This is a genomic window from Actinomycetota bacterium, assembly GCA_035759705.1.
GTDB lineage: Bacteria > Actinomycetota > CADDZG01 > JAHWKV01 > JAHWKV01 > JAJCYE01.
Map to the genome: position 1 here is coordinate 1 of DASTUJ010000175.1, position 25,151 is coordinate 25,151.

Consider the following 25,151-nt stretch of genomic DNA (forward strand, 5'->3'; position numbering starts at 1 on the left):
TGGCTGCGACCGCCCGAGCGGGCCGCTCCCCAGGTGTTGGCGAACCCGGCGGGCGTGACCGGCAGGGTGAACTTGGCGAACCTTCCGGCACTCGACAGCCTGGGGGCCCCGGCCAGGGGAGCGGTGACTGCCGAGACCTTGGGGGCGCCTTTGGCCGTCGCCTCCAGCTGGGCCCGCCGCTGGGCGTTCAGCTTCTGGGTCCGAAGCGCCTCCTCGGCTGCCTTGCGCTTTTGTTCCTCCTGCCTCTTGGCATCCGCCAGGCGGCCCTGAACCGCGTCCTTCTGGGAGTCGAGGTTCTTGGCGAGCTGGCTCTGCCGGGCCTTCGCCGCGCGTAGCTCCTCGGCCACCTCGTTGCTGCGGGCCTGGGCGACGGTCAGCTCCTCCATCAGCTGCGCGTCGTCCCCGCCGAGCACGCCCATGTAGTGGATCCGCTTCACGAACTCGCCGAAGTCGGCAGACGTCAGCAGCTGGCCCAGCATGGTGGTCGCGCCTCCGGACTTGTACATGTAGCCGGCACGGGACCGAAGGGCGGCCGACTTGGCGTCGATGGTCGCCTGGGCCTTCTCCTGCTCCTTGGTGAGGGAGGCTTGCTTGGCCTCGGTCTGGGCCAGCTGCGTCTCGACCTTGCCGTAGTCGGCGGCCAGCCGGTCCAGCTCCTTTTGCAGGGAGTCGCTGGACGCGCCGAAGGCGCTCTGAACTGGCAGAAGTGCCACAAGAGCCAGGATCGCCAGCACCGCTGCCGGGCGATGGGGCGGTCTGGACGGGAATCTCGAACGTCGCATCCACCCGAAGTCTCTCATTGACCCGGGCAAATGGGAACAGACGGCGGCTCATTTTCCCGTTCTGGGGCCTCGTAACAGCAGGCGGAGGAAAGTCCGCGCGGGAGGGTCCATAATGGTTGGACGGCTGTGTGTCGGCCGTGGCGGGGCAAGCCAATCGCTGGTATAGTTTCAAGTTCCGGCCAAAGGCTGCACGCTTGACGCGTGCCCAGAAGAATTTGGGCGGGAGAACCAATCCTCCGGCGTAGTCCCAAGATCGATGCTCTACAGAATTGAGAGCTTGGATCTGCAAGGAGCCTGAACCCGCTGAATGTTAGCGGCTGTGGCACCTGGGAAGCCGGAATTAAGTGAGGATATGGCCACTAAGGACAAGTCTGGCAAGGAAGCACCCATAAGGGTTGAGGGAACGGTCGTTGAACCGCTTCCCAACGCTATGTTCCGGGTCGAGATCCCCGGCGGCCACAAAGTCCTGGCTCATATCGGCGGAAAAATGAGAATGAACTACATCCGGGTGCTGCCTGGAGACAGGGTTGAGGTGGAGATGTCCCCCTATGACTTGACCAGGGGCCGCATCGTCTGGCTCTTCCGGAACAGATAGGACTTTTCGCAAATGAAGGTAAGACCTAGCGTGAAAAAGATGTGTGAGAAGTGCAAGATCATCCGCCGCCACGGTCGCGTGCGGGTCATCTGCACGAACCCGCGCCACAAGCAGGTACAGGGCTGATGGCTCGTATAGCGGGCGTCGACCTCCCCCGGGACAAGCGACTGGAAACCGGTCTTACCTACATTTTCGGCGTCGGGCCCACCAGGTCCCAGGCCATTCTCAAGGGCACGATGGTCGACGGTGACAAGCGGGTCAAGGATCTCACCGAGGACGAGGTAATGCGCCTTCGCGGTTACATCGAGGGCAACTTCCAGGTAGAGGGCGACCTGCGCCGCGAGGTTGCTCAAAACATCAAGCGCAAGGTCGAGATCGGCTGCTACCAGGGAATCCGGCACCGCCGTGGACTCCCGGTGCACGGTCAGCGGACCCACACCAACGGCCGGACCCGCAAGGGACCCAAGAAGACCGTGGGCATGAAGCGGAAGAAGGGGAAGTAAGGCGTGGCCAAACCTAAGAAGCCAAAGCGCAAGGAAAAGAAGAACGTTCCTCACGGGCAGGCTCACATCAAGTCTTCCTTCAACAACACAATCGTTTGCATCACCGACCTCGAAGGCAACGCCCTGTCGTGGGCATCCGCGGGCAACGTCGGCTTCAAGGGCTCCCGCAAGTCCACTCCTTTTGCAGCACAGCTGGCCGCCGAGGCAGCCAGCAAGCGTGCGCAGGACCACGGCGTTCGCAAGGTCGACGTATTTGTAAAGGGCCCCGGCTCCGGCCGGGAAACTGCCATCCGCTCGCTGCAGGCCTCCGGCCTGGAGATCCTGGGGATCATGGACGCAACTCCGGTCCCCCACAACGGATGCCGCCCCGTCAAGCGAAGAAGGGTATAAGGCGTGCCTAATCAACCAAACCCCGTCTGCCGGCTTTGCCGCCGGGAGCGAGTGAAGCTTTATCTCAAGGGAACCCGCTGCGACTCCCCGAAGTGCGCCATCGAGCGCCGTCCCTACCCTCCGGGCGACCACGGCCGCGGGCGCATCAAGGAGAGCGAGTACCTTCTGCAGCTTCGTGAGAAGCAGAAGGCCCGCCGCATCTACGGTGTCCGTGAGAAGCAGTTCCGTCTGTACTACGACAAGGCCACCCGGGCCAAGGGCGTTACCGGCGCCAAGCTCCTGCAGCTTCTGGAGCACCGCCTCGACAACGTCGTCTACCGCGGTGGACTGGCCATGAGCCGTGCCCAGGCACGCCAGCTCGTAAGCCACGGACACTTCCAGATCGACGGCAAAAAAGTCGATATCCCCTCCTACCACGTCAAGCCGGGCTCCAAGGTGGAGGTCAGGCAGCGCTCGCAGGGCATCGACAGAATCGTCGAGTCCGCCGCGTACGCCGCCGGAAGGACCATCCCCGACTGGCTGAACCTCGAAGCTGGCGAGCTTCGAATCACAGTTATGGCCGAGCCGGCCCGCGAGATGATCGACGTTCCCGTCCAGGAGCAGATGATCGTCGAGCTCTACTCGAAGTAGCCCCAGGAAGGACATATCTCTACATGGAATCCAACATGCTTGTGGTCCATCGCCCCCAGATCAGCTTCGACTCTCAAGAGGACGGAAACTTCGCCCGTGTGAGCATCGAGCCTCTGGAGCCGGGCTTTGGTTACACGCTCGGCAACTCGCTTCGGCGCACGCTGATCTCCTCCATCCCCGGCGCTGCCGTGACCGCCATCAAGATCCAGGGCGTCCAGCACGAGTTCTCCACCATCCCGGGTGTGAAGGAAGACGTCACCGACATAATCCTGAACATCAAGCAGCTGGTGCTGCGTTCCGAGTCGCAGGACAGCGCGTTCATCCGTTTGAACGTGAACGGCCCGCAGGACGTAACCGCTGCCGACATCGAGGTTCCGGCCGGGATCGAGATCCTGAACCCGGACCTTCACATCTGCACCATCAACAAGCGGGCCCGCCTCGAGATCGAGATGACCGTGGAGATGGGCCGTGGATACGTGTCCAGCGAGCGCAACAAGCCCGCCGGCGCACCAATCGGCCTCATCCCCGTCGACTCGATCTTCTCGCCGGTACGCCGGGTGACCTACACGGTGGAGCCCACCCGTGTCGAGCAGAAGACCGACTACGACCGCCTCATCGTCGACATCGAGACCAACGGCGGCCTTACCGCCAAGGAAGCGCTGTCGGCCGCAGGACGGACCCTGGTGGAGCTGTTCACGCTGTTCGCCGAGCTGGCGGAAGGCCCGGGCCTGCTGCTCGGACCGGAGCCGGGCGCCGAGGGCGACGGCACCGACCTCACGCTGCCGATCGAGGAGATGGACTTTTCCGTCCGCTCCTACAACTGCCTGAAGCGTGAAGGCGTCACCAACATCGGCCAGCTGGTGGAGAAGAGCGAGCAGGACCTGCTCGACATCCGCAACTTCGGCCAGAAGTCCATCGACGAGGTCAAGCAGAAGCTTGCCGAGCTCGGCCTGGGCCTCAAGCAGCGGAGCATCGGGTAATGCCTACTCCTACCAAGGGACCGCGCCTGGCCTCCGGGCCGACCCACCAGAAGCACCTGATCAGGGGCATGATCGCTTCGTTGATCGTCGAGGACCGGATCCGCACCACCGAGGCCAAGGCCAGGCTGGTGGCGCCGTACGCCGAGAAGCTGGTCAGCCTGGGCAAGACGGACACGCTGCACGCCCGCCGCCAGGCCCTGAAGTGGATCACCGACGACGACATCATCCACAAGCTGTTCGCAGAGGTGGCTCCGCGGTTCCACGATCGCAACGGCGGTTACACCCGGATCCTGAAGCTCGGCCCCCGCAAGGGTGACGCAGCGCCCATGGCAATCCTGGAGTTCGTCGAGGAGACCCCGTCGGCCGGCGCTCCGAAAGAGACCGAGGCGGCTCGCAAGCGCCGCCTGGGCCGCCGGAAGACCGAAACCACCGAGGAGGCCGGCAAGCCCAAGGCTCGCGCTCGCAAGGCCAAGGACGAAGACGCGGACGACTCCGCGGCTCCGGGCAAGGCTGAGGAGACCGAAGCCAAGGCAACCCCGGTGGAGGAAGCTCCCGCCGAGGCCCCGAGCGACGAATCTAAGGAGAGCGAGTAGGCCCCAAGGGCCTCATCGGACCGATGGCTACCTACCGAATGGTTGTTGCCTACGACGGCGCGCCGTTCCACGGCTTCGCCAGGCAGCCCGATGTCGAGACGGTTCAAGGCAACATCGAGGCCGCCATGGCCAAGGTGCTCGGCGCCCCGATCGTCACCTCGGCAGCCGGACGCACCGACGCCGGAGTCCACGCGCTGGGCCAGGTCATGTCGTTCAGCACCGACGCCTCGGTCGACCCGGAGGACCTTCGGGGCCGCCTGAACTCGATGTGCGGTCCGGCCATCGCGATCCTGACGGCAGAGCCGGCCCCGGCCGGTTTCGACGCCAGGTTCTCCGCGGTGGCCAGGACCTACGAGTACGGCATCTTCACCCGCACCACGCCGGACCCGTTCGCCCGCCACACCACCTGGCACTTCCCGTACCCGCTCGATAGGGAGCAGATGGGCAAGGCGGCGGCGTCGCTTCTGGGCGAGCACGCCTGGGACTCGTTCGGCCGGGTGGAGGAGGGCAAGAGCCCGGTTCGCCGGGTGGAGTCGATCGAAATCGAGCACGACGGCGACCTCACCACAATCCGTATCACCGCCAACTCCTTCATCCAGCAGATGGTCCGATCGATAGTCGGAACCCTGGTGCAGGTCGGAGTTGGCAAGATTCGCCCCGATGAGATGGACCGAATCCTGCACGCCCGTGACCGGGCGCAAGCGGGACCGGTAGCACCGCCGCACGGCCTCTTCCTGGTCTCGGTGGAGTACCCCGAAGAGTTGGTTTAGGCCTGAGACGCTAGGATGAATGACATGCAGAAGACACACTCCGTAAAACAATCAGAGATAGAGCGCGCCTGGTGGGTGGTTGACGCCGAGGGTCTCGTGCTCGGACGCCTCGCCGCCCAGGTGGCCCACGTGCTGCGCGGCAAGCACAAGCCCACCTTCACCCCGCACCTCGACACCGGGGACCACGTCGTGATCGTCAACGCCGACAAGGTGAGGCTGACCGGCGACAAGATCAACCAAAAGGTTTGGTACCGCCACTCCGGCTATCCCGGCGGTCTGCGAGAACTGAAGTACGACAAGCTCATGGCCCAGCGGCCGGCGCTCGTCGTCGAGAAGGCAATCAAGGGCATGCTGCCCAGCAACCGGCTCGGCCGGTCCATGGCGAGCAAGCTGAACGTTTACGCAGGTGCGGAGCACCCGCACCAAGCCCAGAAGCCGCAACCTCTGGTGCTCAAGAACACCCTGGGTGTAGGAGGTGGCGAATAATGCCGACCAAAGAACTGGCCCGGGCAACCGGACGCCGCAAGGAAGCAGTAGCCCGGGTCCGCCTGATTCCGGGCGAGGGCAACTTCGTGATCAACGGAAGCCGGTCGCTGCCGGACTACTTCCCGAACCTGGCGGTTCGCCGGGTGATCCTGGAGCCGCTCGAGATCCTCGAGCTGACCAAGAACTACGACATCCTCGCCACCATCGAGGGCGGCGGCACCGCCGGACAGGCAGGCGCCCTTCGCCACGGGATCTCCCGTGCGTTGATTGCGCTTGACCCCGAGCTTCGGCCGGCGCTCAAGAAGGCAGGTTTTCTGACCCGGGACTCCCGGATCATCGAGCGCAAGAAGTACGGTTTGAAGAAGGCCCGCAAGGCGCCGCAGTACTCCAAGCGTTAAGCACGCAGCTTACGAGAAGGGCCGGGGGTTCCCCGGCCTTTTTCTTATTCTCGATTTCGCCTAGGATGTGACGACTTGTCACGCGCAGTGGTAGCACCCCTCCTTGCAGTGCCCGGCGCCGGAAAACCGGCGTTTTTCCGTCGCGTTCTGGGACTGGTTCTGATGCTGATCGTGCTGGGGGCCTATCCGGTGAGCGCCCGGTTCCAGACCGGCGGCTTCAACCTCGATCAGCTGACTGCCGATTCCGGCACGGGACCCGATCCGGGCACGGCCAACCTCCAGGCCCGGCTGAAGTGGGCGGTGGAGACGGGTATCCCCCGTGAGTGGCGGGAGTCGGTGCGTGTGGTCTGGACGGTCGGGAACACCGGCCGCGGGCACCTGGCCCTCTCCTACCTGGACGGCCGCACGATCCTGTCGCCGCGGCTGATGACCCGGTCGGCCGAGGAGGTCGTGGCGACCGTTGCCCACGAGATGGGACACCAGATCGCGTTCGCCCTGGTCAGCCCGGTCATCGGGATGCCGCCGCAGGGCTTCATGGACATCGCCCCGTCGTACAGCGACATCCGTGAGGGGTGGGCCGACTGCGTCGCCCGGGTCTGGACCGGCTCGACCCTGCGCACGCTCAGCGAGTCCGGGCCCTGCAGCCCCGAGACTGCGGCGTACGTCTCCAGCCTGCTTCACGACCCGGCGACCCTCGGCGCCACCGTGCGAAGCGCGCCTCCACCGATTCACGTGCCCGCACCGCCCGCCCCCGCGCCGGTTCCGGTGGAGCCGCCGCCGGTCCTGGCGCCTCCTCCCCCAATTCCGGATCTGGTTCTGCCGGCGCCTGCGAAGCTGCGCACCGCCTCGGCCCAGCCGGCCGCGGCCCCTCCCGGTGGGACCAACGGCCTGGCGATCGCACTTGCACTGATTCCTCTTCCGCTGGCCATCTGCGGCGCCGGCTACCTGCTGGTCCGCAAACGAAGTGACGGGCTGCTCGCCTGGGCAACCGGCGCCCCGCGGGTGAAGCAGGCCGGGAAGTGACAGGGTTCCCGGCTGCCGCCGGGTCTAAGATCGACCCATGGGCAAACTTTTCGGCACCGACGGCGTCCGGGGCGTCGCCAACTCCCAGCTGACCCCCGACCTGGCGCTGCGGCTCGGCCGGGCAGCGGCGACCGAGCTGGCATCCGGCCGGAAGCGACCACGCGTGGTTATCGGGCGGGACACCCGGATTTCCGGGCCGATGCTGCAGTCGGCACTGGCGGCGGGGATCATGTCGGCCGGGGCGGAGGTTGTAGACGCCGGGGTCGTCCCGACACCCGCCGTGGCTTTCTGGGTCACCACCCTCGGGGCCTCCGCCGGGGCGGTCATCTCGGCTTCCCACAACCCTTATCTCGACAACGGCATCAAGTTTTTCGGGGGCGACGGGTTCAAGCTGAGCGACGAGCAGGAGTCCCGGATCGAAGCGCTGGTCGACGCCGTCCCGAGCGGGTCCGAGATGGGCAGCAGCGGCGCCCTCACCGACGCCCACCACCTGTACGTCAAACATGCGCTGGACTCGCTGGAGGGCCGCAGCCTCGAGGGGCTTCGTGTGGTCCTGGACTGCTCCAACGGAGCCGCCTTCCGCACCAGCCCCGAAGCGTTCCAACGGGCGGGAGCCGAGGTGACCGTCATCAACGCCGACCCCGACGGCGTGAACATCAACGCAGGGTGCGGGTCGCAGCACCTGGGAGGGCTGGTCGACAGGGTCCGGGCGACCGGGGCCCACCTCGGCCTGGCCCACGACGGAGACGCCGACCGGGTAATCGCGGCCGACGAGCAGGGCCGCGTGGTGGACGGGGACTGCCTGATCGCGGCTCTGGCAATCGAGCTGAAGGAAGCCGGAAAGCTCGACAACAACCTGGTGGTCTCGACGGTCATGGCCAACCTCGGCTTCCGGCGAGCGATGGCTGCCGCCGGGATCGAGCTCGTGGAGACGCCGGTGGGGGACCGCTACGTGCTGGAGAAGATGCGTGAGACGGGCGCCGCCATCGGCGGAGAGCAGTCCGGTCATGTGATCTTCTCGAAGTTTTCGACCACCGGCGACGGCCTGATCACGGGCCTTCGCCTCGCCGGGCTGATGGTCTCGTCGGGCCGTAAGCTGTCCGAGCTGGCGGCGGTCGTCGAGAAGTTTCCGCAGGTGCTGGTGAACGTGCCGGTCTCCGACGCCCGCCGGGCCGGTGCGTCGAGGGCCCTCGCCGACGCGGTCGAGGCGGCGCAGAAGGACATGGGCGACCGTGGCCGGGTGCTGGTCAGGCCATCCGGAACCGAGCCCCTGGTGCGGGTGATGGTTGAGGCACCCGACACCCAGACCGCCGACTCGGTGGCGGCAGGTCTGGCGGCCTTGATCGCCGCCGAGGCGCTCTGAGGGCGGTTCCCGGCGCTCTACTTAAGAGTCTGCCAAGAACATTAGAGAAACCTTGTGGAACCGGTGGATGCTGGGTATAAGCTTTCCGGTACCGAATTAGGTACCAGTTCGGCCCGCCTCTCCCCAGTCTTCAGGGACCTCGGTCACACTGGGCCTCCCATAAGGACGCACCCTTGCCCGCAAACGCTCGCACCGCCGACGGCTACTTCTTGGTCGACACGCAGCACAACGATCGGTCGTCCAGCCTGTACCTCAAAGGGGAGCTGGACCTGGGTTCCGCCGACATCCTGAGCGACGCCCTCACCCCCATTGAGATCGCCGGGTCCGGCCCGCTGATCATCGACATGGCCGAGGTCCGCTTTCTGGACTGTTCGGGGCTCTCCGTGCTGCTGGGGGCCTACAACCGGGCTTGCCGGGACGACCGCGACCTGTTCATCACCAACGCGCAGCCCGCCGTCCGCCGGATTTTCACCCTGACCGGGTGCAAACACCTCCTCAACGGCAGCGCAAGGCAAGAGCCCGCAGGCGTCAAAACCCCCGCCTGACAGCCCTCCCTACAATGGGCGGGTGCAAAAAGTACTGACCCCCTCGCAGATGGCCGCGGCCGACCAGGCTGCGGCTGACTCCGGCATTCCCTCGGCGGACCTGATGGATCGCGCCGGGCGGGGGGCCGGCCGGGTGGCCGTCGAGATGCTGGGCGGAACCTACGGGGGCAGGGTGACCGTGTTGTGCGGCAAAGGGAACAACGCCGGCGACGGGTTCGTCGCAGCCGCCTATCTGGCCCGCCGCGGGGTGGCGTGCAACGTGGTACTGATGGCGGACCCTGCCGACCTCAAGGGCGACGCCCTCGACGCCTTCGACAAGATGAAGGGCTCGGGCGTGAGGGCCTGGCCCTACGACGGCGTGCGGCTGGAGCGGGAGCTGGACCGCTCCGACCTGGCGGTCGACGCCATGCTCGGGACCGGGTTCAAGGGTTCCCTAAAAGGCCAGATGGCGGAGGCGGCCGCGGTGCTGAACGCCAATCCGGTGCACGTGCTGGCGGTCGACATACCGTCTGGGGTCAACGGCGAAACCGGACTGGTCGAAGGCGAGGCGGTTTCGGCCTCGAGGACGCTCACCCTGGCTGCGCTGAAGACCGGCCTGCTGCTGCAGCCCGGCGCCCGCTACGCCGGGCGGGTCACCGTCGAGGACATCGGCATCCCGGACGAGATGATGGAAACCGACCTCTACCTGGCAGGCGCTGACGACCTTGGACGGGCGCTTCCACCCCGGCCGGCAACCGCCCACAAACGCAGCGTCGGCAAGGTCCTGGTGGTCGCGGGGTCGGTGTCGATGGCCGGAGCGGTCGTGCTCACCGCCACGGGGGCGCTTCGGGCCGGGGCGGGGCTGGTTCGTATGGCGGTCCCGGATTGCATCGGCGGGCTGGTCGGGCCGCAGGTTATCGAGGCGCTCACCGCCCGCTTGCCGGACACCGCCAACGGAGCATTCAGCTTCGAAGGCGTGGGCAAGGTGTTGGAGCTGGCCGCCCAGATGCAGGTGGTGGCTCTGGGCCCCGGAATTGGGAAAGATACCGAGACGATGAACTTTGTGACCGAGGTCCTGGGCGAGGTGGAGCAACCGGTGGTGCTCGACGCCGACGCCCTTTCGGCTTTCCAGGGCCACCCGGAGAGGCTCAAGGAGCGCAGGGCCCCGACGATCCTCACCCCGCACTCCGGTGAGCTCGGGAGGCTGCTCGGCAGGTCGCCGGCCGATATCGACGCGAACCGAATCGCCTCCGTCCGGGAAGCGGCAGAGCGCACCGGCGCCGTGGTTCTGCTGAAGGGCGCCCGCACCGTGGTGGCCCGTCCCGACGGGCACACGGTGATGGTCGACGCCGGAGGGCCGGTGCTGGCCACCGGGGGCTCGGGCGACGTGCTGACCGGCGTGATAGCCGCCCTGGCGGCCGGCACCGACGCCTTCACGGCCGCCTGGGCGGGCGCCTGCCTCCACGGGCTGGCCGGCGACACGCTGGCCGAGTGGATGGGGGAGCGTGGCGTCGTGGCCGGGGACCTGCTGAAAGCACTGCCCCTGGTGATCCATCAGGTCTCCACGGCATGAACAACGGACCCGATCTGGATACCGGCGCCCTGGCCCTTTGGGCCGAGGTCGACCTTGCCTGCATCCGCCGCAACGTCTCCCGCATCAAGGGGCTGATCACGCCCGGCACGCTGCTGCTGGCGGTCGTGAAGGCCAATGCCTACGGCCACGGCGAGGTGGAGGCGGCAGGGGCCGCAATCGACGGCGGCGCCGACTGGCTGGGGGTCGCCCGGGTAGAGGAGGGGGCCGCCCTGCGGCGGGCGGGGGTCGACCGGCCGATTCTTCTGCTCGCCCAGCCTCCGCTGAACGCCCTGCCTGCAGCCGCCGAGTACAACCTCACGCCGACGATCTACACCGAGGAGGCCGCCCGGGCCTGGTCGGAGCAGGCCGGGCCTTCAGGGCGCCTCAGATGCCACCTCAAGGTCGACACCGGCATGCACCGGTATGGGGTGCCCTGCGAGGACGCCGGGCGTTTCATCGATCTGATGCGCTCTCTGGACGGGGTGGAGCTCGAAGGCATCTGGACCCACTTCGCGGTGGCGGAGGACGTGTCGAACTCCTTCACGTCGCAGCAGCACAAGCTGTTCGGTGAGCTGCTCGACGGGCTGGGCAGCCGGACCGAGGGCCTGATCCGCCACATGTCGAACTCGGCCGGGTCCCTGACCTTCCCGGAGGCGCATCTGGACCTGGTGAGGACCGGGATCGCCAGCTACGGCATCTACCCGTCGCCCGCCCTGTCCGAGACTCTGGAGCTGGAGCCGGCAATGAGCCTCAAGTCCCGGGTCGGGATGGTCAAACGCCTGCCGGCGGGGGAGTCGATCTCCTACGGGCAGCGCTACACGTTGAGCCGGGACGGGTGGGTTGCCACGATCCCCTGCGGCTACGCCGACGGGCTGCGCCGGGCGCTGACCAACTCCGGCGAGGTGCTCATCCGGGGCAAGCGCTACCGGATCTCGGGGACCATCACCATGGACCACTTCCTGGTCGACGCAGGCGACGACGAGCTGCAGGTCGGCGACGAGGTGGTGATCCTCGGCCGCCAGGGCGACGAGGAGGTCACGGCCCAGGAGATGGCGGACAAGCTCGAGACGATTCCCTACGAGGTGGTCTGCGGCATCAGCGCCCGGGTGCGGCGGGTCTACCTGAACCGGTAGTGGACTCCTAGGAACTGCCCAGTCGCTATCATCTAGGGAACGGGTGGGGACTAGATACGTCGCGCCTTGGGTTCGGTTTCGGTTGGGGGTGATGTGTTGTGTGGCAGACGCTCGATGAGGCAAAGGTCGAGGCCCTCGGATGCACCCGCTGCCGCCTGTCGGCCACCCGGACGCAGGTCGTCTGGCTGGACGGCAACCCGGATTCGGACCTGATGTTCGTCGGCGAGGCCCCCGGCATGAACGAGGACAAGATCGGCAGGCCCTTTGTCGGCGCCGCCGGAAAGCTGCTGGACCAGCTTCTCGACTCCATCGGGCTCGACAGGGGTAAATGTGTGATTTGCAACGTCATCAAGTGCCGGCCGCCGGGCAACCGTAACCCCGAGGCCGACGAGATCGCCACCTGCAGCCCCTACCTCAGAGCTCAGATCGATTTCATCAAGCCCACCGTGATCGTCACCCTCGGCAACTTCGCAACCCGGTTCATCCTGGAGCGCCAGATTTCGATCACCCGGGCGCGGGGCCAGATATTCCGGGCGTTCGGCGCCAAGGTGATCCCCACCTTCCACCCGGCGGCCGCCCTGCACTCGGGCGGTGTCACCTCACCCCAGTTCGCCCTGCTCCGCTCCGACTTCAAACTGGTCTCCTCCGAGCTCGCCAAGGGCAAACGACCCCCGGCCCCGCCTCCTGTTGCCGTGGCGCCGGTCCCGGCGCCCGTTCCGGTGGTCGAGGCGCTGGTCCAGCAGGACTCGCTTTTTTAAATTGGCCACTTCCCCGAGACCCAAGAAGCTCACGATTAAATCCCACTCCTCCGAGGAGACCCAAAGCCTCGGCGGGCTGCTGGCGCCGCTGCTGGTTCCGGGCGACGTCCTGGTGATGTCCGGCGACCTGGGGGCCGGGAAGACCACCTTCGTACAGGGCCTGGCCCACGGCCTGGGCATCGTGGAGCGGGTCACCTCGCCGACCTTCGTGCTGATGAAGGAGTACCAGGGCGGGCGTTTCCCGCTGATGCACCTGGACGTCTACCGTCTGGGCAAGGTCCAGGAGGTCATCGACCTCGGCATCGACGAGTACTTCGACCCGTCCTACGTGGTGGTCGTCGAGTGGGGGGACAAGGTAGAGCCTCTGCTGCCCCAGGACCACCTGACGATCGAGCTGGTCCACGAGGGCGGCGACGTCCGCAACATCACCCTCACCGGCAAGGGGACGCCGTGGGCGGGCCGGATGGCCTCGATCAAAAAGATGGTCGAGGGCCTGGGCGTCTCCACCCGGGCCCAGGGGCCCCGCATCGGCCAGGACTTCGAGCCGGGAAGCCCCACCGAATCCGGACGGAACAATTAACTGATGCTGGTTCTGGGGATAGAGACGTCGACGCCAGCCGCCTCGGTGACCATCGGGTCGGAGCAGGGGATCATCGGCTCGTGCCTGGTCTCCCGCGGCGTGAGCCATGGGTCGTTCATCCTGCCGGCCGTCGAGTTCCTGATGAAGGAGGCCGACCTCAGTTACCGGAACCTGTCGGCGATCGCCGTGGGGCTCGGCCCCGGGCTGTACACCGGCCTCAGGGTGGGCGTGGCTACCGCCAAGACACTGGCGCAGGCCCTCTCGGTGCCGATCATCGGCGTGTCGTCGCTCGACCTTCTGGCGTTCGACGTCCGGTACTCGAACAAGCTGATCTGCCCGGTGATCGACGCCAAGCGCAAGGAGGTCTTCTTCGCGTTTTACCGCCAGGTGCCCGGGGGCATAACTCGGGAGAGCAGCTACGTGGTGGGAAGCCCGGAACGGCTGCTGGCGGAGATGGAGGGGAGCAAAGACGACTTCCTGCTTGTCGGCAACGGCGCCCTGCTCTACCGGGAACGGCTGGACGGCGCCCACAAGGTGGAGTTCGGATCGATGGCCAACGCATTTCCCGGGGCGGCATCGCTCGTCGAGCTGGCCCTGCCCCGGCTGTACCGGGAGGACTACGACCGCCTGTTCGACCTCGAGCCGCTGTACATGCGCCGCTCGGACGCCGAGATCAACTGGGAAAAGAAAGCCGCAGGTAACAATTGATGGCTCTGGCGAACCCCCAGGAGCTGGATCTCAGCCGCGTGGAGCTGGTCACGATGCGCCGGCGCCACGTCCGGCAGGTGATGAGGATCGAGGCCCAGGTCTACCCGCGCCCGTGGAGCTCGGCGCTGTTCCTCCAGGAGATAGTCCGCCGGGCGGACCGGATCTACCTGGCGGCCCGTTACGAGGGCGACGTCATCGGTTACGGCGGCCTGATCACCTCGGGCCTGGAGGCTCACATCACCACAATTGCCGTCGACCCCGTCTACCACCGCACCGGCGTGGGGACCAAGATGATGATCGGCCTGCTGGACGCCGCCATCGAGAGGGGCGCCCGGACGCTGTCGCTGGAGGTGCGCCGCTCCAACTACGCCGCGCAGAACATGTACGAGAAGTTCGGGTTCCGGCCGGTGGGACTTCGCCCCGGCTACTACGTGGAGACCGGTGAGGATGCGATCGTGATGTGGGTGGACCAGACCGACGGGCCGGAGTACGCAGAGATGCTCGACCGGATGCGTGCGAAGCTGGCGGCTCGGGGAAGCGGACGAAGGGAGATCGCCGGTGGCTAGCGAGGTATCACCACCCTCGGTGGACATCCCGAAGGTCGACATCCCCGACCTCGTGGGCGACCTCGACGTCGACATGATCATCCAGACCGAGACCGAGATCGACGAGCTGGAGAAGTTCGACGAGCAGACCATGATCCTAGGCATCGAGACGTCGTGCGACGAGACCGGCGTGGCGATCCTTCGGGGCGGCGACCAGGTGCTGGCGAACATCATCTCGTCGTCGGCCGACCTGCACAGCAAGTACGGCGGTGTGGTCCCCGAGGTCGCCTCCCGGGCCCACGTCCAGGCGCTGAACCCGGCGATCGCCGAGGCCCTGCGGAAGGCAGACGTGACGCTCTGGGACATGTCGGCGATCGCGGTGACGGTTGGACCGGGCCTGGTCGGGTCGCTGATCGTCGGAGTGGCGGCGGCCAAAGCGCTGGCGTCGGTCCTGGAGGTCCCCCTGCTGGGGATCAACCACCTCGAGGCCCACATCTACGCCAACTTCCTGGAGCACCCCGACTTTGCGCCGCCCTGTATCGGCCTGATCGTGTCCGGAGGCCACACGCTGCTGGTCCACATGCCGGCCCACGGGCTGTACGAGGTGCTGGGGGAGACGTTGGACGACGCCGCCGGCGAGGCGTTCGACAAGATCGCTCGCTATCTCGGCATCGGTTACCCGGGCGGCCCGGCCATCGACCAGATGGCGCTAGGAGGCAGCAAGCGGGCAATCAGGTTCCCCCGGGCGATGATGAAGAAGGGCTACGACTTCTCGTTCTCCGGCCTGAAGACCTCGGTGCGGGACTACATCCGCAAACAGGAGGAGGCGGGCAACGAGATCAACCTGGCCGACGTCTGCGCCTCGTTCCAGGAGGCGGTGGTCGACGTCCAGGTCCACAAGACGATCAAGGCGGCCCAGGAGTACAACGTGACGAACGTCTTCGTCTCCGGGGGGGTGGCCGCCAACTCACGCCTGCGTGAGCTGATGACGGTGATGTGCGAGGAGAACGACCTGCGCCTGTTCTTCCCGTCGCCGGTCTACTGCACCGACAACGCGGCGATGGTCGCCTGCTGCGGCCACTACCGGTTCCAGCGCGGGATCCGGGCGGACCCGAACATCGACCCGGATCCGAACCTGCACCTGGCGTAGCTTCGCCCGGATCATTTGCCCATCCGCCTGTGAGCATCGCTTGTTCTTGCGGGTCCTAGAAACCCTTCGAGGCCCGGTACACCAGGCACCCTCCCAGGCCGGCCGGGTCGGTGAGCCGGAGGAGCCTGGTCCGTGAGCCCTCGAGCACCTGACAGTCGGCGCGCCACCCGAACGCATCGGCGATCTGCGCTTCCGCAGCCAGCTGGGAGGCGCGCTCGCCGGCGCCGAGCGAAGCCAGCCAGTAGCTCTGCAGCGAGAGAAGCTCGAAGTTGAGCCCGGCCGCCCTGGCTCCCCGGTCGAGCCCCGAGAAGTCCACGTCGGCGGTGATGTCCTGTCGACCGGGCTCCTCCAGCGGCTCGGAACCCCGGCCCGCACCCGAATAGGTGGCCACAGTGCCGCGAGGCCCCCTCAGCCAGATGTCGGGCTCCTCGTCCCCGTAGTCGATTATCAGCAGGTACCCGCGAGAGAGCGCCGCGCTGACGGCCCTACACCAATCGGCGATCTGGGGACGGATCTCGAAGCTGTCGCCCTCGTTCAGCTGCGCCTGGAAGGGGAGAACCGGTGAGGTCATCGCCTCGGACGACGGCGGCCGGACAGTTTCCACCAACCGGTTGTCCCTCCAGGCGACGCAGACCTCCTGAATCCTGCCGTCGGTCTTGCGGAATCGATGGAACGGGAAGTTGTCGAGCACTTCGTTGCCCAGGACGCAGCCGACCGTCGGTGGGCCTTCCAGCGACGAGACCCACTCGACGTGCCGCGCCGCAGGCCCCAGGTGCTCCCGCTGCATGCGGGCCACCGAGTCGAACTGCTCGACGATGCGCCAGTGCAGGGCCTCAAGGAGAGGCCCGGCGGACCGGATCGCTCCCTCGGCCAGTCCCGCCAGACCGGCGCCGAACTCGGTGATTGTGAACGGATCGGGACGGCCGAGAGCCTCCCACATCGCCCGGAGCTCGACGGCGACCATCTCGCCGAACTCGGGGCCGATCGAGGCGGAGGTCTCATAGGAGACGCCTCTGCCGGGGACCCGGTTTGCGTAATAGCCGTGCACCGGGTGGTAAAGCACCAGCTGCAGGTAACGGTCGAAGGTGATGGGGCCGGTTCTGGTGAGCAGGGACTCGAGCTCCGACAACATGTCCTCGGGCGGGCGCGGCTGAGTCGGGCGGCGGGGGGGCGCGGGGGCGGCGGCGCTCTTCACGCATCCCATTGAACCGCTCCGCTGCTCGACAGGCAAGGCCGACATATCCGAGAGGCCCTTGGCCGGTGGAAGGTAAATGCAATGCGCTTCGTCCGTCAGAACCCGGCCGGGAGACGCTCCTTCATCACGTCGGCGTTCGAGTAGCCGATCGTCAGCAGGTGGCCCTGGTCGCCCACCCGGGCGATCACCGTCGGAAAGCTCGTGATTCCCCACTCCCGGGCGACCGTGAAGTCGGCCCACGCGGCGTCCCGGTACTCCTCGGAGTCGAATGCGGCCCGGAACGCCTCCACGTCGCCGCCGACTTCGGCAACCAGGGGCAGCAGTGTTTCCAGGTCGGTCGTAATGATCCCTTCCGCATAGAACGCCTTCTGGATCCGCTTGAACAGCGGCCAGGCTCTTGCTTCGTCGAGCAGTCGCATGAGGGCGACCGCCCGGCAGGCCGGCTCGGTGTCGTACAGGAAGTCCCGGCGTGCGGTCGTGGAGTGGTCGAACGGCTGCCCGGTGGCCTGCTCGATCAGGGTCCACTCGTGCTCCAGGTGCCGGGCCAGCTCGTCGTCCATCTGCCGGGCGTTGGGGCCGGGCCTGAGACCTCCGGTGATCACCCGGAACCCGGCTTCGGGCAGGCGGCGCTGCAGCTCGTCCAGCTGGGGGGCGATGCCCCAGCACCACGAGCACATCGGGTCCCCGACGTAGATGATCTCCCGCTCCGTCTCCACCCGCCCAAAGATACCGGTACGGGGAGAACTATGGAGTTTGCTACGATCGACGCCCGCCACTCAAGGAGATCGACTTTTGGTCAGGGCGCTTCTGAAACGGCTCCTGCCGCCGGTGCTGGCGCTGGCCTTCCTGGCCGGCTGTGTGAGGAACGACAACCCGGTTCTCGAGGGAACACCGCCGGAGAGCAGCCCGAGCGCGTCTGCAACCCCCTCATCGAGCCCCTAGTCTGCGACAGGGACGGATGCGAACCGAGGAGGCCGTCGAGGTGACCGCACCGCTCTGCCCCTACCGTGGACCGGCCGTTTTTCAGGCCGAGGATGCCGGCTGGTTTTTCGGCCGGACCAAGCTCGTAACGCAACTGGTTTCCCGAGTTCAGGAGCGGACCACGCTGGTGGTGGCCGGGCCTTCGCGGTGCGGCAAGTCGTCGTTGGTCGGGGCGGGTCTTCTGCCGGCAATCTCCCGGAATGCACTTCCCGGAAGCGCCGGCTGGCCGCAGAGCTTGTTTATCCCCGGCACGCACCCTCTGGACGCGCTCTGGGGCGCCATGGGCCGTCTCTCCGCGGAGCCGCTGCCCGACATCTTCTCGCTGGAGGAGGCGCCCGGAACGGCGGCGACCAGGTTCGTCCGGGAAGGCGTCCTGGTTGTCGACCAGTTCGAAACCGTGTTCACCGCAGCCACCGACCCGGCCGAGCGGGGGGCCTTCCTCAGCGTGCTGGAGGCGCTCGATTCCGAGCAGAGCGTCCGGATGATCCTGTGTATCGGCACCGAGTTCTACGGGCCCTGCTCGGCTGTTCCCTGGCTGGCCTCGGCCATCAGTGAGAACCACGTGCTGGTGGGTCGGCCGTCTGACGAGGAGCTGCGTGAGGTGATCGAAGGGCCGGCACGAAAGGGAGGGTTGCGCCTCGAGGAGGGGTTGGCCGACCGGATGCTGGACGACGTCCGGAACGACCCGACACCCCTGGTCTCCCTGTCAGGGGTTCTGCGCGAGACGTGGAACCGGCGCAAGGGCCGCATCCTGACGATCGAGGGCTACGAGCAGGTCAGGGAACCGACCGGGGCCCCCACCCAGGCGGCGTCCCCCGCCGGCCGGGAGTCACAGCGGGCGGATCCCAAAGCCGCAGCTGCGCCAACACCGGTACCGGCGTCGCCGAGCGTTCCGGCCTCCCGGCCCTCGGCCGGTGCCCGGAGGGTTGCCTCACGTCGGGTGCCGCCGGTTTTGGTGGCTTTGTTCCTTCTGGCGCTGCTGGCGTCACTGGCCCTGGGTATCCTGCTGACACAGATGGCTCATTAGCACTCACAGACTTAGAGTGCTAATCTGACAGCGAGCGAGTTTCCGTCCGCTCCTGAGCCGATTTAGCCATAGGAGGTTTTTTATGGGTCTCAAGCCACTTGGAGATCGCGTACTTATCAAGATTGAAGAGACGGAGAATGCGCTTCCGTCGGGTCTGGTAATTCCGGACACCGCCAAGGAGAAGCCGCAAGAGGGCACCGTGGTCGCAGTTGGACCGGGCTCCTACCAGGACGGAACCCGCGTTCCCCTGGACGTCAAGGAAGGCGACCGTGTGCTGTTCTCCAAGTACGGGGGCACCGAGGTCAAGGTCGGCGGCGAAGAGTTCATGATGCTGAACGAGCGTGACGTTCTCGCCATCGTCAGCTAAAGGTTTCGATTCAAAAACCCCGCCTAAGGGCGGGGTTTTTTAATGCCCGAAACCGGCCTAGAGGTAGGACATGGGGTTGCGGGGGGCGCCGTTCACGCGGACCTCGAAGTGCAGGTGGGACCCGGTGCAGGAGCCTGAGCACCCGACGTAGCCGATCACCTGGCCCCGGGACACCCGACCACCCGAAACCGACTTGCGGCTCATGTGGGCGTAGAGGGTGACGATGCCGCCGCCGTGGTCGACCAGGGTGCACAGCCCGTAGCCGCCGCCGCAGGAGACGCCGAGTACGGTTCCGTCCTTGACGGCCCGGATGGGGTCGCCGGTGTTGCCGTCCATGTCGACGCCGGTGTGCGCCCGTCCCCAGCGCCGGCCGTAGGGAGAGGTCACGCGTCCTGAGACGGGGCGGACGAATCCCTGGGAGGAGGCGGCGCCTCCCTCGCCGGAGGCCGTGCTGCCCCCACGGGAGCTCGAACTGCTCCTCCGCAGTGCGGCCTCCAGAGTCTTGCTGTCACGCTCCAGGCCGTCGACGTGGGCCTGGGTCTTGGCGATCTCCGCCTGCACGCTCGAGAGCGCCTTGGACTTCTCTGCCCGGGCGGAGTCGGCGAGATCCTTGCGGGCCTTCAGCCACTCCTTCTGCGCGGTGAGGCTCCCTTTGATCTTGTTCAGCTCGCCCTGCTTCTCCTGAAGCTCGGAACGCAGCCGTGAGGTGTCGATGATGATCTTGGAGTCCTGCTCGGAGGACTTCTCCATCAAAAACTGCAGGCGGGTCAGCTCGACTATCGAGTCGGCGGAGAAGAGCATGGCCACGGATTCGGCCGGCCCCTGCACGTAGAGGCGCTTGGCCCGAGCGTTGGATGCGTCTGCCGCCTGCTTGAACCGGGCCTGCACCTGGTCGATCTGGGCCTGCATCGTGCGGATGTCGGACTCCAGCGACGAGATGTCGTGCTGGCCGCTCTCGATCTGGCGGTTGAGGTCGGAGACCTGCTTGTCCAGGTTCTCGACCTCCTTGGCGATCTCGGCCTCTTTGCCCTTGGCTGCAGCGAGGCGCTTTTTGATCTCCGCGATCTGCGCTTTGGTCGCTTTTAGCTTCTCCGACTCGCCGGCCGCATGGGTGGGAAACGCGGTGACGGCACTGATCATTGTGGCGATCAGCACGAGGACGACTATTCGGGCCTGGCGGGGGTTTGGGGGATGCATCTGCAAGAAACCTAGGCGGGGGTGCGCGCGGTGTCAAGTTTCGCGAGCCGGAAAGACTCTTCGGGTAGAGTCGCTCTCGTAGATATCGGGAGGGATTCGTGCGCGAGATTCATCAGTACCTGGGCTTGGTCATTGCCGGCATCTTTTTGCTGCTGGCTCTCTGGGGCATGGTCCAGTGGATCCGCAACACCGACCCCGGCGCCCTCTACTACCGCCTCCTGGCCGTGGCGCAGGTCGGCCTGGGGCTCCAGTTGATTGTCGGCGCCATCATGTTCCTGGTGGTCCGGGAGGGCGACGTCGACCCCCTCCACTTCATCTACGGCGGGTTCCCGATCCTGGTCCTGATTGCGGCGCACAAGTATTCGAAAAAGCTCGAGGGGCTCGAGTGGGTGGCCTTCGCCCTGGCCGGGCTGTTCATCTTCGGACTGCAGCTTCGGGGCTACATGACCGGTATGGAGATGGCCTGACCCCAACATCTAGGGGGTCCGAGCTTTTCCCCGCTTGCTCTTAAGCCTCCAGTCAGTGGTATATATCTAGATCGGCCGCGTACGGTGCCGGCCCCCACAGATTGGAACCCATACCTTGGATTCTGTAATTGGCATTGGCAAGTCGGCCCGCCAGGCCTATGGATTCGACGACATCGCAATCGTTCCCTCCCGCCGCACCCGGGACCCCGATGACGTAGACATCTCCTGGGAGATCGACGCCTACCGCTTCGACCTGCCGCTGATGGCTTCGGCGATGGACGCCGTCGTCTCCCCGGCCAGCGCAGTGCTAATCGGCAAGCTCGGCGGGCTGGCCGTGCTGAACCTGGAGGGCCTGCACAGCCGGTACGAGGACGCCGATGCAATCCTGCAGGAGATCTCCGAGCTCCCGACCGCCGCGGCCACCGCCCGCATGCAGGAGCTTTACCAGCAGCCGGTCAAAGAGGACCTGATGGCCAGGGCGATCTCGGAGATCAAGGCCGGGGGCGTCACCGCAGCCGCCAGCCTCACCCCCCAGAAGGTGCGGGAGTACGCCCACATCGTCGTGGAGGCGGACCTGGACATCCTGGTGATCCAGGGGACGGTCGTGTCGGCCGAGCACATGTCGACCCAGTCCGAGCCGCTGAACCTGAAGGAGTTCATCGCCACCTTCGACCTTCCGGTCATCGTCGGCGGGTGCGCCTCCTACCAGCCGGCGCTCCACCTGATGCGAACCGGCGCCATCGGCATCCTGGTCGGCGTCGGACCGGGCGCCGCCTGCACCTCACGCCAGGTGCTGGGCATCGGTGTGCCGCAGGCGACTGCCATCGCCGACGCAGCCGGCGCCCGCATGCGCCACCTCGACGAAACCGGCCGTTACGTGCAGGTCATCGCCGACGGCGGTATGCGCACCGGCGGCGACATAGCCAAGGCGATCGCCTGCGGGGCCGACGCAGTGATGATCGGTTCACCGCTGGCCCGAGCAGTCGAGGCGCCGGGGCGGGGCTTCCACTGGGGCATGGCCACCTTCCACTCCGGGCTTCCCCGGGGCGTTCGGATCGCCGCCCCGCCGCTCGGGACTGCGCAGCAGATCCTGACCGGCCCGACGAGCCTGAACGACGGCACGATGAACCTGTTCGGCGCCCTTAGGACCTCGATGGCGACCACCGGCTACGAGTCGGTCAAGGACTTCCAGAAGGCGGAGGTCGTGATCGCTCCCTCGATCAAGACCGAAGGCAAGTTCGCGCAGCAGCACCAGGGGATCGTCGACTACACCTAGCTCTGCCGCCCTAAGACGATCCCCCACCGGCTTCACGTTGGGGGATCGTTTCTTTTACCGGGGCCTAGCCACAGAGTGCCGGCGGCGTGAGAATTCGCAGGGACAGCTCAGGGGGTTTTCTTGCGCCGGGTTCGATCGCTGGGATCTAGATCGGTCCTCACTCTCGCTCTGGTGTGCGGGGCCCTGGCTTCAGGGGACCCTGCAGCCCGTGCCGCCCCCGGCGACGCAGGGGCGATTGCGGGCGGAGACCTGATCCGGATGTTGGCCGGCGACCAGGCGGCCACCCTCTCGGGATTGCGGGTGGAGGGGGACCTGAACCTGGCAGCGTTGCAGAATGTCCGCCGGCCCCTCAGGTGTCAGAGCTGCCGTTTCACCGGCAGGATCACCGGGACAGATCTCATCTTCGAACGGATCGTCGACTTCAACGGATCGGTGTTCGAGGGGCCCGTAGACCTGTCCGCCGTTCTGTTCCGGGACCGGGCCGGCTTTGAAGGAGTGACCTTCAGCGGCCCGGTGACGTTCGGCTCGACCCGGTTCCTGGCGGACGCGTCGTTCGCCGGGACCCAGTTCCAGGGGGCTGCCGTCTTCGACCGGGTCCAGTTCAGCGGAGGCGCGCTGTTCTCCGATGCCGTCTTCGCCTCGGACGCCGGCTTCCAGGCCACCCAGTTCGGCAGTGGCGCCGACTTTGCCGGCGCCGACTTCGAAGCCGCCGCAATCTTTGCGTCGGCAGGCTTCGGCAAGAAGGTGTCGTTCGCCCGGTCCAATTTCGCCGGGGCCGCCGAGTTCCGGGGGGCGGTTTTGAGCGGAGGAGCCAACCTGGGCGTAGAAAGGTTCGACCAGGGCGTTAGCCTCGAGGCGGTTACCGCCGCGGGGTCGGTTGAGTTCCTGGGCGCGGCTCTCCAGGGGGAGGGCGTCTTCAACAACTTTGCCAGCACCGGGTTGCTGGCTTTGGACGGGATCCGGGTGCTTGGGTCCAACTCCGGGCTCTTTCTGGACCAGATCTCGGTTTCCAGGTTGACGATGGACGTCGACCAGATCGAAGTGGTACAGGGCCGCAACGTTCAAAAGACCGTCCTGAAGCTGGTGGAGAAGAGCGGCAGGGAGTCGGGGGACCTGGCGCTGGCCAACCGCGCTCGATTTCAGCTCCTGGATCTGGAGGGCGAGGAGAAGGAGGGATTCTGGCGGTGGTGGGACCGCCTGGTCTTTCGTGATATCAGCGGTTATCTGGTCAGACCCATCCACCCGCTGGTCACACTGGCGATCCTGCTGCTCGCCGGCGCGATGATTCGGTCCGCCGGGTCGCTGCGCCTGGGGTTTATGAGCTGGTGGAGGTCCCGGTCTTCGACCCCGGAGCCGCCCACGCTGAGGGGCAAGCTGCGGGCGTGGCTGCTGCTGGGGGAAAAGGGGGTGAGCCGGGTCCTCGAGGGGCTGAGCCGAACCTTGAACGTCGCCATAAGGCGAAAAGCCGAGATCAAGCTGGAGAACCGGGAGCGGGTCCGCGATTACCTCATGGCCGGCCTGCTGTGGGGCGAGTTCCTGCTCTACAAGCTCGTGTTCGCAATTTTCGTCCTGGCGCTGGGTAACTCGAACTCGACCGTGCGCCAGCTATTGGATGCGGTGACCGGATAAGGCGGTGATCGGGGTGACGACGAGAAAGGGTGTTGGGGCGATAGTGCTGAGCTTGCTCCTGGTGTCATGCGGCAATGGGGATGGTGGAGAGAATGGGGCCACTCCCACCCCCGGCGAGACCGGCGCGACCAGCGAGCCGTCCCCAGGTGGGCAGCCGGTGGGACGGGTGATCTCGGTCCTCGAGAGCCTGGCCCGGATCCAGGGGGAGCGGGCCGGCGGCGGCGACCCGATCTTCCAGGGGAGCGAGTTGAGCACCGACGTCCGGGGCCGCGCCACCTTCAGCGTCCTCGACATCCTGGAGGACTGCCAGATCCAGTCCGACTCCCGCCTCACCGTGGCGACTGCCCCCCGGAACCCGCTGGCGGTCCAGCAGGGCAGCGTGATCTGCCGCTCCAAGCCGGGCAGCGACGAGTTCCGAATCGAGGCCGGGCAGGCCGAGGTGGGGTTCCTGGACCCGATCTTCCAGTTGGAGGTGACCCAATCCCAAACCGATGTCAGGGTTGACTTCGGGTTCGTCCAGGTCCGCAAGCCGGGCCGGTCGGAAGCCCGGTTGGTCGGCCCGGGCTCCGAGTACAGCGTGGGCCGGGGCGCCCTTCGGGCCCCCAGGGCCACCTCGTTCCAGATGGACTCTCTCGGCCGCTTCGACGTCGAGGCGCTCAACCGGATGCGGACTGCCCTCCCGAGAGACATAAGGGGATTCCCCCCGGCCGCCAACTCGCGCACCCTTCCCCAGGTCAGGTCGCAGCGCGTCCTGCGACTGGGGTTCGACGACATCGCGTCCGAACAGAGTGAGGACTTCGTCGACGCACTGGCCGGGGTGATCTCGGGTCGCTGGGGAGTCCGGTCGGAAGCCGGGCCGCTGGAGCGGGAAGAGGCCTCGCAGGCGCTCGCCGAGGGCCGCCTGGATGCGTACATCTCGCCGGAGCCGGTGCCGGGGGCGGCGCGGATCCCGTTGTTTGGAGACGAGGACGAGCGGACCTGGTTCCTCCGCGTCAAGCCGGATGCCGGCTTTCAGGCCGTGCTGGAGACCCTGCTGAAGACCACCCTCGACCGGGGCGATTACGCCGCGGCGTACGCGAGTGCGTTCGGCCGGCTGCCTACCTACGAAGCCGTGCGGTCGCTCGTGTACCCGGACTCCGAGCAGGCCAACCGAAGCCAGTGGCGCCAGCCGGAGGAGGTCCGGCAGTCGCCGTCCGCGGAAGCCGAGGTCGGCGGCGCGGTTCTGGCGGCCAGCCCGGCGAAGTTCTCGGGTGGCTGTCCGGTCAGGGTCACTTTTTCCGGCAAGCTGGTCATCGAGCGGCCGGGCGACGTGGAGTACCAGTACCTGAGCTCCGACGGGACCGTCACCAAGATGCAGGAGGTCCAGTTCGAAAAGGCGGGCACCTTCGAGCTGAAGGACCGGCCCGCCCTGCAGGTGGACGAAAGCGCCTCGGGGTGGTGGATCCTCGTGGTTCCGAAGCAGGACGTCCAGTCGGAGAAGGCGGATTACACCGTTACGTGCGAGTCGCCTCCGGTCGTCGACTAGGGG

31 protein-coding genes are annotated in these 25,151 nt (G+C 66.6%); 27 read left to right on the top strand and 4 right to left on the bottom strand.

What is annotated here, in order from left to right; all coding sequences use genetic code 11:
* Nucleotides 1–782: hypothetical protein (locus VFV09_11955; protein ID HEU4868426.1), on the bottom strand; the 782-nt coding region annotated here is incomplete at its 3' end.
* A 352-nt stretch (nt 783–1,134) separates the two neighbouring features.
* On the opposite strand from VFV09_11955, the gene infA reads away from it, so the two are divergent.
* The 20 genes from infA to tsaD all read left to right on the top strand — a co-directional run bounded on the left by infA (nt 1,135) and on the right by tsaD (nt 15,484).
* The gene (gene infA / locus VFV09_11960) at nt 1,135–1,377 is read left to right on the top strand and encodes a translation initiation factor IF-1 (protein ID HEU4868427.1); all 243 of its coding nucleotides are present in this window, start codon (nt 1,135–1,137) and stop codon (nt 1,375–1,377) included.
* 12 nt (nt 1,378–1,389) lie between these two features.
* Nucleotides 1,390–1,503 carry a 50S ribosomal protein L36 gene (rpmJ, locus tag VFV09_11965; protein HEU4868428.1) on the top strand — a complete coding sequence of 38 codons (114 nt, stop codon included), beginning with the start codon at nt 1,390–1,392 and terminating at the stop codon, nt 1,501–1,503.
* On the top strand, nt 1,503–1,880 hold the full coding sequence (gene rpsM, locus VFV09_11970; protein HEU4868429.1) for a 30S ribosomal protein S13: 378 nt from the start codon (nt 1,503–1,505) through the stop codon (nt 1,878–1,880). The genes rpmJ and rpsM overlap by 1 nt, the downstream gene beginning before the upstream one ends.
* A gap of 3 nt (nt 1,881–1,883) precedes the next feature.
* Nucleotides 1,884–2,270 carry a 30S ribosomal protein S11 gene (rpsK, locus tag VFV09_11975; protein HEU4868430.1) on the top strand — a complete coding sequence of 129 codons (387 nt, stop codon included), beginning with the start codon at nt 1,884–1,886 and terminating at the stop codon, nt 2,268–2,270.
* 3 nt (nt 2,271–2,273) lie between these two features.
* A complete protein-coding gene (rpsD, locus tag VFV09_11980) occupies nt 2,274–2,900 on the top strand; it encodes a 30S ribosomal protein S4 (protein HEU4868431.1) in 627 nt (208 codons plus the stop codon).
* A 35-nt stretch (nt 2,901–2,935) separates the two neighbouring features.
* On the top strand, nt 2,936–3,880 hold the full coding sequence (locus tag VFV09_11985; GenBank protein HEU4868432.1) for a DNA-directed RNA polymerase subunit alpha: 945 nt from the start codon (nt 2,936–2,938) through the stop codon (nt 3,878–3,880).
* The gene (gene rplQ / locus VFV09_11990) at nt 3,880–4,473 is read left to right on the top strand and encodes a 50S ribosomal protein L17 (protein ID HEU4868433.1); all 594 of its coding nucleotides are present in this window, start codon (nt 3,880–3,882) and stop codon (nt 4,471–4,473) included. The genes VFV09_11985 and rplQ overlap by 1 nt, the downstream gene beginning before the upstream one ends.
* Before the next feature lie 23 nt (nt 4,474–4,496).
* Entirely contained in the window at nt 4,497–5,243 is a 747-nt protein-coding gene (truA, locus tag VFV09_11995; GenBank protein HEU4868434.1) for a tRNA pseudouridine(38-40) synthase TruA, read from the top strand.
* 24 nt (nt 5,244–5,267) lie between these two features.
* Nucleotides 5,268–5,729 carry a 50S ribosomal protein L13 gene (gene rplM / locus VFV09_12000; protein HEU4868435.1) on the top strand — a complete coding sequence of 154 codons (462 nt, stop codon included), beginning with the start codon at nt 5,268–5,270 and terminating at the stop codon, nt 5,727–5,729.
* Nucleotides 5,729–6,127 (top strand): 30S ribosomal protein S9, encoded by a 399-nt coding sequence (gene rpsI / locus VFV09_12005; GenBank protein HEU4868436.1) that lies wholly within the window; start codon nt 5,729–5,731, stop codon nt 6,125–6,127. Before rplM ends, rpsI begins: the two co-directional genes overlap by 1 nt.
* A gap of 75 nt (nt 6,128–6,202) precedes the next feature.
* On the top strand, nt 6,203–7,150 hold the full coding sequence (locus VFV09_12010) for a hypothetical protein (GenBank protein ID HEU4868437.1): 948 nt from the start codon (nt 6,203–6,205) through the stop codon (nt 7,148–7,150).
* Nucleotides 7,151–7,187: 37 nt separating this feature from the next.
* On the top strand, nt 7,188–8,513 hold the full coding sequence (gene glmM, locus VFV09_12015; protein HEU4868438.1) for a phosphoglucosamine mutase: 1,326 nt from the start codon (nt 7,188–7,190) through the stop codon (nt 8,511–8,513).
* 173 nt (nt 8,514–8,686) lie between these two features.
* The gene (locus tag VFV09_12020; GenBank protein ID HEU4868439.1) at nt 8,687–9,058 is read left to right on the top strand and encodes an STAS domain-containing protein; all 372 of its coding nucleotides are present in this window, start codon (nt 8,687–8,689) and stop codon (nt 9,056–9,058) included.
* Nucleotides 9,059–9,080: 22 nt separating this feature from the next.
* Nucleotides 9,081–10,610 carry an NAD(P)H-hydrate dehydratase gene (locus VFV09_12025; GenBank protein ID HEU4868440.1) on the top strand — a complete coding sequence of 510 codons (1,530 nt, stop codon included), beginning with the start codon at nt 9,081–9,083 and terminating at the stop codon, nt 10,608–10,610.
* The gene (gene alr, locus VFV09_12030) at nt 10,607–11,743 is read left to right on the top strand and encodes an alanine racemase (GenBank protein HEU4868441.1); all 1,137 of its coding nucleotides are present in this window, start codon (nt 10,607–10,609) and stop codon (nt 11,741–11,743) included. Before VFV09_12025 ends, alr begins: the two co-directional genes overlap by 4 nt.
* Nucleotides 11,744–11,841: 98 nt before the next feature.
* The gene (locus VFV09_12035) at nt 11,842–12,501 is read left to right on the top strand and encodes a uracil-DNA glycosylase (protein ID HEU4868442.1); all 660 of its coding nucleotides are present in this window, start codon (nt 11,842–11,844) and stop codon (nt 12,499–12,501) included.
* A gap of 1 nt (nt 12,502) precedes the next feature.
* Nucleotides 12,503–13,081: a tRNA (adenosine(37)-N6)-threonylcarbamoyltransferase complex ATPase subunit type 1 TsaE gene (tsaE, locus tag VFV09_12040; protein ID HEU4868443.1), complete on the top strand. Its 579-nt coding sequence runs from the start codon at nt 12,503–12,505 to the stop codon at nt 13,079–13,081.
* 3 nt (nt 13,082–13,084) lie between these two features.
* A complete protein-coding gene (gene tsaB, locus VFV09_12045) occupies nt 13,085–13,789 on the top strand; it encodes a tRNA (adenosine(37)-N6)-threonylcarbamoyltransferase complex dimerization subunit type 1 TsaB (GenBank protein HEU4868444.1) in 705 nt (234 codons plus the stop codon).
* A complete protein-coding gene (gene rimI, locus VFV09_12050) occupies nt 13,789–14,355 on the top strand; it encodes a ribosomal protein S18-alanine N-acetyltransferase (GenBank protein ID HEU4868445.1) in 567 nt (188 codons plus the stop codon). Before tsaB ends, rimI begins: the two co-directional genes overlap by 1 nt.
* Nucleotides 14,348–15,484 (top strand): tRNA (adenosine(37)-N6)-threonylcarbamoyltransferase complex transferase subunit TsaD, encoded by a 1,137-nt coding sequence (gene tsaD, locus VFV09_12055; GenBank protein ID HEU4868446.1) that lies wholly within the window; start codon nt 14,348–14,350, stop codon nt 15,482–15,484. The genes rimI and tsaD overlap by 8 nt, the downstream gene beginning before the upstream one ends.
* Before the next feature lie 55 nt (nt 15,485–15,539).
* On the opposite strand, the gene VFV09_12060 is transcribed toward tsaD, so the two are convergent.
* Complete coding sequence (locus VFV09_12060) at nt 15,540–16,688, bottom strand: SAM-dependent methyltransferase (protein ID HEU4868447.1); 1,149 nt, start codon at nt 16,686–16,688, stop codon at nt 15,540–15,542.
* Nucleotides 16,689–16,774: 86 nt separating this feature from the next.
* A complete protein-coding gene (locus VFV09_12065; protein ID HEU4868448.1) occupies nt 16,775–17,395 on the bottom strand; it encodes a DsbA family protein in 621 nt (206 codons plus the stop codon).
* Between the two features lie 76 nt (nt 17,396–17,471).
* Between VFV09_12065 and VFV09_12070 the strand changes: the two genes are divergently transcribed.
* The 3 genes from VFV09_12070 to groES all read left to right on the top strand — a co-directional run bounded on the left by VFV09_12070 (nt 17,472) and on the right by groES (nt 19,054).
* On the top strand, nt 17,472–17,621 hold the full coding sequence (locus VFV09_12070) for a hypothetical protein (protein HEU4868449.1): 150 nt from the start codon (nt 17,472–17,474) through the stop codon (nt 17,619–17,621).
* Nucleotides 17,622–17,637: 16 nt separating this feature from the next.
* Complete coding sequence (locus tag VFV09_12075) at nt 17,638–18,687, top strand: hypothetical protein (protein HEU4868450.1); 1,050 nt, start codon at nt 17,638–17,640, stop codon at nt 18,685–18,687.
* Nucleotides 18,688–18,769: 82 nt separating this feature from the next.
* Entirely contained in the window at nt 18,770–19,054 is a 285-nt protein-coding gene (gene groES, locus VFV09_12080; protein ID HEU4868451.1) for a co-chaperone GroES, read from the top strand.
* Between the two features lie 57 nt (nt 19,055–19,111).
* Here groES and VFV09_12085 read toward each other — a convergent pair whose 3' ends face one another.
* Entirely contained in the window at nt 19,112–20,251 is a 1,140-nt protein-coding gene (locus tag VFV09_12085) for a peptidoglycan DD-metalloendopeptidase family protein (GenBank protein ID HEU4868452.1), read from the bottom strand.
* 98 nt (nt 20,252–20,349) lie between these two features.
* On the opposite strand from VFV09_12085, the gene VFV09_12090 reads away from it, so the two are divergent.
* From VFV09_12090 to VFV09_12105, 4 genes are all read left to right on the top strand, one after another.
* Complete coding sequence (locus VFV09_12090; GenBank protein HEU4868453.1) at nt 20,350–20,718, top strand: hypothetical protein; 369 nt, start codon at nt 20,350–20,352, stop codon at nt 20,716–20,718.
* 115 nt (nt 20,719–20,833) lie between these two features.
* Nucleotides 20,834–21,994, top strand: coding sequence for a GuaB3 family IMP dehydrogenase-related protein (locus VFV09_12095; GenBank protein ID HEU4868454.1), 1,161 nt, complete (start codon nt 20,834–20,836; stop codon nt 21,992–21,994).
* 120 nt (nt 21,995–22,114) lie between these two features.
* A complete protein-coding gene (locus tag VFV09_12100; GenBank protein ID HEU4868455.1) occupies nt 22,115–23,623 on the top strand; it encodes a pentapeptide repeat-containing protein in 1,509 nt (502 codons plus the stop codon).
* Nucleotides 23,624–23,666: 43 nt separating this feature from the next.
* Nucleotides 23,667–25,148, top strand: coding sequence for a hypothetical protein (locus VFV09_12105; protein HEU4868456.1), 1,482 nt, complete (start codon nt 23,667–23,669; stop codon nt 25,146–25,148).
* Nucleotides 25,149–25,151: the final 3 nt, after the last annotated feature.

Coding starts and splice junctions, on each gene's coding strand:
- alr (HEU4868441.1), top strand. CDS start 10,607: ATGAACAACGGACCCGATCTGGATACCGGCGCCCTGGCCCTTTGGGCC.
- VFV09_11985 (HEU4868432.1), top strand. CDS start 2,936: ATGCTTGTGGTCCATCGCCCCCAGATCAGCTTCGACTCTCAAGAGGAC.
- rpsI (HEU4868436.1), top strand. CDS start 5,729: ATGCCGACCAAAGAACTGGCCCGGGCAACCGGACGCCGCAAGGAAGCA.
- VFV09_12060 (HEU4868447.1), bottom strand. CDS start 16,688: ATGGGATGCGTGAAGAGCGCCGCCGCCCCCGCGCCCCCCCGCCGCCCG.
- VFV09_12075 (HEU4868450.1), top strand. CDS start 17,638: ATGCGAACCGAGGAGGCCGTCGAGGTGACCGCACCGCTCTGCCCCTAC.
- tsaB (HEU4868444.1), top strand. CDS start 13,085: ATGCTGGTTCTGGGGATAGAGACGTCGACGCCAGCCGCCTCGGTGACC.
- infA (HEU4868427.1), top strand. CDS start 1,135: ATGGCCACTAAGGACAAGTCTGGCAAGGAAGCACCCATAAGGGTTGAG.
- truA (HEU4868434.1), top strand. CDS start 4,497: ATGGCTACCTACCGAATGGTTGTTGCCTACGACGGCGCGCCGTTCCAC.
- rimI (HEU4868445.1), top strand. CDS start 13,789: ATGGCTCTGGCGAACCCCCAGGAGCTGGATCTCAGCCGCGTGGAGCTG.
- glmM (HEU4868438.1), top strand. CDS start 7,188: ATGGGCAAACTTTTCGGCACCGACGGCGTCCGGGGCGTCGCCAACTCC.
- groES (HEU4868451.1), top strand. CDS start 18,770: ATGGGTCTCAAGCCACTTGGAGATCGCGTACTTATCAAGATTGAAGAG.
- rplQ (HEU4868433.1), top strand. CDS start 3,880: ATGCCTACTCCTACCAAGGGACCGCGCCTGGCCTCCGGGCCGACCCAC.
- rplM (HEU4868435.1), top strand. CDS start 5,268: ATGCAGAAGACACACTCCGTAAAACAATCAGAGATAGAGCGCGCCTGG.
- rpsM (HEU4868429.1), top strand. CDS start 1,503: ATGGCTCGTATAGCGGGCGTCGACCTCCCCCGGGACAAGCGACTGGAA.
- rpmJ (HEU4868428.1), top strand. CDS start 1,390: ATGAAGGTAAGACCTAGCGTGAAAAAGATGTGTGAGAAGTGCAAGATC.
- VFV09_12085 (HEU4868452.1), bottom strand. CDS start 20,251: ATGCATCCCCCAAACCCCCGCCAGGCCCGAATAGTCGTCCTCGTGCTG.